4 protein-coding genes are annotated in these 5,300 nt (G+C 60.6%); 1 reads left to right on the top strand and 3 read right to left on the bottom strand.

What is annotated here, in order from left to right:
• Positions 1-157 precede the first annotated feature (157 nt).
• The 3 genes from HMPREF0308_RS06810 to HMPREF0308_RS06800 form a co-directional block, all read right to left on the bottom strand.
• Positions 158-1,132: a ribose-phosphate diphosphokinase gene (locus HMPREF0308_RS06810; RefSeq protein ID WP_005530021.1), complete on the bottom strand. Its 975-nt coding sequence runs from the start codon at positions 1,130-1,132 to the stop codon at positions 158-160.
• Between the two features lie 15 nt (positions 1,133-1,147).
• Positions 1,148-2,593 (bottom strand): bifunctional UDP-N-acetylglucosamine diphosphorylase/glucosamine-1-phosphate N-acetyltransferase GlmU, encoded by a 1,446-nt coding sequence (glmU, locus tag HMPREF0308_RS06805; protein ID WP_034657179.1) that lies wholly within the window; start codon positions 2,591-2,593, stop codon positions 1,148-1,150.
• 102 nt (positions 2,594-2,695) lie between these two features.
• The gene (locus HMPREF0308_RS06800; protein WP_005530016.1) at positions 2,696-3,919 is read right to left on the bottom strand and encodes an MFS transporter; all 1,224 of its coding nucleotides are present in this window, start codon (positions 3,917-3,919) and stop codon (positions 2,696-2,698) included.
• A gap of 79 nt (positions 3,920-3,998) precedes the next feature.
• On the opposite strand from HMPREF0308_RS06800, the gene HMPREF0308_RS06795 reads away from it, so the two are divergent.
• A partial coding sequence (locus HMPREF0308_RS06795) for a multicopper oxidase family protein (protein ID WP_050765425.1) occupies positions 3,999-5,300 on the top strand: 1,302 nt, incomplete at its 3' end.

The following is a 5,300-nucleotide window of genomic DNA, read 5'->3' as shown; positions in this document are numbered from 1 at the left end:
CGCGGCGTCGTTGCGCAAAGGCTCCAAAACCGCGCGCACTTCGCAGAAGGCCTCTGAGAGATTATCGGTCAAGGTCATCTATTTCTGTTTGGGGGGGAATGGAAAGACCGCCCAGCTGTGTGCTGGACGGTCCTTTTACGTGCTGCTTATTAAGCGCTTAGTTCGACTCGAAGAGCGTGGTTACGGAGCCGTTTTCGAAGATCTCGTTGATGGTACGAGCCAGCAACGGAGCAATCGAAAGAACAGTCAGGTTGGACCAGCCCTCAGTGGACTGCGGAAGGGTGTCAGTGGTGATGACTTCCTCAGCACCACACTCGGACAGACGCTCGCGAGCCGGGTTGGAGAAGACGCCGTGGGTACAAGCGATAACGACGGACTTCGCGCCAGCTTCCTTCAGGACGCGGACAGCGCCGGCGATGGTTCCGCCGGTATCGATCATGTCGTCGAGCAGGATGCAGTCCTTGCCCTCGACCTCGCCGACAACGCGGTTAGATACGGTCTCGTTAGCAACCTCAGTGGAACGGGTCTTGTGAACGAAGGACAGTGGGGCGTCGCCAAGCTCATGTGCCCACTTCTCAGCCACCTTGACGCGGCCAGCATCCGGGGAAACCACAGCGAGGTTATCCAGGGAGTACTTGGACTTGATGTAGTCCACGAGGATCGGCATTGCGTGCATGTGATCAACGGGGCCGTCGAAGAAGCCCTGAATCTGGTCGGTGTGCAGATCCACGGAAACGATGCGGTCCGCGCCAGCAGCCTGCAGCAGGTCAGCAACGAGGCGAGCGGAAATCGGCTCGCGGCCACGGTGCTTCTTATCCTGGCGTGCGTATGGGTAGAACGGCAGGATGGCGGTGATGCGCTTTGCGGAACCACGCTTGAGCGCATCGATCATGATGAGCTGCTCCACCAGCCACTTGTTCAGCGGCTGGGTGTGGGACTGCATCACGAAGCAGTCTGCACCACGCACGGATTCCTCGAAGCGGATGAAGATTTCACCGTTAGCGAAGTCGCGAGCAGTGGTTGGAACGAGGTCCGTCTTCAGTTCCTTGGCCACAGCCTCAGCCAGTTCTGGGTGTGCACGCCCAGAAAAGAGCTTCATGTTCTTGCTGCTGCCGGTTACCTTGCCTGTCATGGGCGGTAATTCCCCTTACTTGTTGTTGTCCTGTGCGCGGGCGGCAGCCTCAGCTGCCGGAGTTCCCGGACGCTTCTTTTGAACCCAGCCTTCGATGTTGCGCTGCTTGCCACCGGAGACCACGAGTGCTCCCGGAGGAACATCTTCCTTGATAACTGTACCCGCACCCGAGTACGCGCCATCACCGACATTGACTGGTGCGATAAACATCGTGTCAGATCCGGTGCGCACGTGGCTGCCGATTACGGTGTGATGCTTGTTAACACCGTCGTAGTTGACGAATACGGAGGAAGCGCCGATGTTGGACTCCTCGCCAACGGTGGCGTCGCCGATGTAGGTCAAGTGCGGAACCTTGGAACCGCGTCCAATCTGGGCATTCTTTGCCTCGACGAAGCCGCCGAGCTTGCCGTTTTCACCGACCTCGGTCTTCGGGCGGATGAAGGTAAACGGGCCGACATTGGCGTTAGCGCCAATCACAGACTCGGAACCGTGGGTGCGGATGACCTTGGCGCCCTCACCGATGGTCATGTCGGTCAGGGTGGTGTCAGGGCCGATCTCGGCGTTGTCCGCGATGGAAGTCTTTCCCCACAATTGGGTGCCCGGATGGATGAGAACGTCGGAGCCGATGGTGACGTCCACGCCGATCCAGGTGGTTTCCGGATCCACGATGGTGGCGCCACCGCGCATTGCGGCTTCCACGGTGCGGCGGTTGAGCTCGCGGCCAGCAGCGGCGAGCTGGACGCGGTCATTGACGCCTGCCAGCTCGCCGGCGTCGGCAGCAATGTGCGCGCCGACGTTGTGACCGGCGGTGCGGGCGATTTCCAGAACATCGGTGATGTAGAGCTCGCCCTGGGCGTTGTTGGAATCCAGCTTGGTCAGGGCGTCGCGCAAAATAGCGCCGTCGAAAGCGAAAACCCCGGAGTTGACCTCATCGATGCTCAGTTGCTCGGGCGCAGCGTCCTTTTGCTCGACGATGGCCTTGACGGAACCGTCCGTGTCACGCACGATGCGGCCGTAACCGGTTGGGTCATCCAGCTGCATCGACAGAACGGTGACTGCGTTACCGGCGGCCACGTGGGCGTCGTAAAGCCCGCGGATGGTTTCCGGACGCAGCAGCGGAACGTCGCCGTTGGTGACGATGACGGTGCCGGTGAAGTCGGGGAGTGGGGCAAGGCCGCACTGTACCGCGTGGCCTGTGCCGTTCTGCTCCTCCTGAACAGCCTGTGCGACCTCGCGGCCGAGCTCTGCAGCAATAGCCTCGACGGCAGGGGAGACCTGGTCGCGCTGGTGACCGACCACAGCAACGAGGTGCTTGGGTTTAAGACCAGCTGCAGCGTGTAATGCGTGGCCGATGAGTGGGCGCCCTCCGATTTCGTGCAGTGTCTTTTGCTTGGCGGACTTCATGCGGGTGCCAGCGCCTGCCGCTAAAACAACAATGGCGCAGTCAGTTGTATCTGCCACGAGTTTCTTCGTTCTCCTGTGGTTGGGTCTTAGGGGAGTATTGCCTCACATCTTAACGCCGGGGTGCGCACTGGGAGCAAGCGACGGCAGGAATGCCGTCTTTTATTCCGAGACCTCACGCAACATGCGGGCTCGCCAGGCACCTACAAAACCCAACGCCGCGAGGAAGAGCAACGCGGCAGTTGGGCCGGCCAGTGAAATCACCGCCGAGATTCCGCCCACCATGAGCAAGATGGCGCCCATCATGGTGTTAGCGGCGCCCACATAAAAGGTGCGCTTGTCACCGCCAGCCATGTCCACGATGTAGGTCTTGCGGGCCACGCGAATTGCCGTGTGTGCCAGATTGACAAGGAAGAATCCCAACGGCAGCGCCCACGCAGTTACCCAGTGAGGGGCCCACTGCGCGCAGGCAACGACTGCCAGCAACGTCAATGATGCGGCGGCAGAGGCCCATGCCATGACCAGCCGGGAAGAGCGATCGGACCAGATGCCGGAAATCTTGCCGCCGACCAGGCTGGCCAGGCTGGAAGCGAGCACGAACCCACCTAGACCGCTGAACGCAGTAGTGCCGGCTTGGTGAGACAGCGTGACAATGAACGTCGTGGACAATGCCGTCACGAGGAGAAGCGCACGCACGTTGACGAAGCGGCGGAAATCCGCATCCTCGGTATAGAGTCCCCACGTGTCGCGCCACCAATGCGACTTGCTGGGGTCTTGGGCATTGTCTGGAACCGGCTCATCGATGGCGTGGAAGACCGCCGCGGCGATGAACCAGCTGGCCGCGCCGCATCCCAGGACCGCGGCTAGCCCGAGCGGTGGAAGTTGGCCGAGGGCCGCGAGCACCAAACCGATAAGCAGCGTCACCGCGCCCGTGGCTTGGGCAGCAAGTCCGGTGACCTCACCGCGGCTGCCCTTTGAGATGGTGCGTCCCTGAACGTCCTTGCCGGTGAGCGAACATAAAGCGCGAAAGACGGAAAGCACCGCCAATGCGGCAATGGTGACAACACCGAGAAGCCAGCCGTGGAACAGTGCTGCAGCGACGGCAACGACGACGGCACAGCAGCCCTGGATGAGCGAGCCCCACACCCACAGCTTCTTGCGCGCTGGCCGGGAGGTTACCCAGGGGCTGAGTGCGGCCTGCGGCAGCATCGATCCAGACTCGCGGATAGGGACGAGGAGCGCGGTGAAGAAGTGAGGGACTCCGACCTGGGCGAAAAGCCAGGGGAGAACCGTCTTGCCGGACACCAGTTGGTCGCCGATTCCTTGCAGCGCATTGGACCACGCGAAAAGACGGGCAGGACGAGTTTCATTGTCTGGGATTGACATGGTCTAAAGCGTATGTGATTCAGGACCGCTTTAGCCTAATCCGGCGCGGTGGCGTCGCTATTTTAATAATCTGGGGTACATGGCTTTTTCGCGTCGAGTGTTTTTCAAAGGCGGACTGCTCGTTACTACGGCAGTGGTCGCGGGGTCTGCGCTTGCAGCTTGTTCTTCGAATAAGGATCAGCCTGCGCCGGTGGGTTACGACTCCGAACCGCGCCCGCTTCCTATCCCGCCGGTATTGAAAGGTGAGATGGAAGGCGATACCCGAGTATTCAAGCTCACCGCCCAAGACGGACACTCCGAGGTCATTCCGGGCAACAAGAACACCCGCACCTGGGGCTTTAACGGCCCGTTCCTCGGCCCGACGCTGCGCGCCCACAAGGGCGACAAGGTTCGCGCGGAAATCACCAACAACCTGGTGGAAATGACCACAGTGCACTGGCACGGAATGAAGCTTCCGGCCTATTCCGATGGTGGACCACACTCGCCGATTGAGGTAGGCAAGACCTGGAAGCCACAGTGGGAGATCGTGCAGCCAGCGGCTACCGTTTGGTACCACCCGCACCCGCATATGGCCACGGCAACCCATGCCTACCGCGGACTTGCTGGCATGTTTATCTTGGACGACGACGTATCGGATAAGCTCGACATTCCTTCTGAGTACGGCGTGGATGACATTCCGGTGGTCATTATGGATGCGAAGTTCACTGAGGACGGCCAGCTCGATCACCAGGTTGACGGCACGCTCGGTCTCCTGGGCACTACCCCTGTGGTTAACGGCATCACGAATGCTTCTTTCGCCGCGACCACGCGCCGGGTTCGTCTGCGCTTGCTCAACGGCGCTTCGATGCGTTTCTACACGCTGGCCCTGGATAATGGGACGCCGTTTAACGTCATCGCTACTGACTCCGGGCTTCTCGACGCCCCCGTCGAGGTCGACGAGCTGCTCATCGGACCAGGCGAGCGCATCGAGGTCCTCGTGGACTTGGAGCCCGGCAAGGACGTGGTGTTGCAGTCGGTGCCGCGCAAGGACAACTTCAGCATCCCCGAAGATGAGTACTCTGCGGACTTTGGCTTCAAGGACAGCTTTGACATCCTGCATATCACCGCGCCGGGGGAGGATGCGCCTGCAGCGCCAGCTCTGCCGCAAACCTTGGACCCCGCGGCTGCCGACGTCCCGTCTGCCGAGGGGCTGACTGAGCGCGAGTTCGTGCTCAATACCTTCATGATTAACGGTGAGACCATGGACATGGCCCGCGTGGACACCGTGATCGAGGAAGACAAGCCTGAGGTATGGACTGTGACCAACGAAAATAGCGATTGGCCGCACAACTTCCACATCCACAATTCGCGTTTCAAGGTCTTGTCTTATGACTATGGCGAT

Origin of the sequence: Corynebacterium striatum ATCC 6940 (assembly GCF_000159135.1) — a bacterium.
Taxonomy (GTDB): domain Bacteria; phylum Actinomycetota; class Actinomycetes; order Mycobacteriales; family Mycobacteriaceae; genus Corynebacterium; species Corynebacterium striatum.
The sequence above is the reverse complement of the archived record's forward strand: the minus strand, read 5'-3'. Positions and strand labels throughout refer to the sequence as shown.

Coding starts and splice junctions, on each gene's coding strand:
- HMPREF0308_RS06810 (WP_005530021.1), bottom strand. CDS start 1,132: ATGACAGGCAAGGTAACCGGCAGCAGCAAGAACATGAAGCTCTTTTCT.
- HMPREF0308_RS06800 (WP_005530016.1), bottom strand. CDS start 3,919: ATGTCAATCCCAGACAATGAAACTCGTCCTGCCCGTCTTTTCGCGTGG.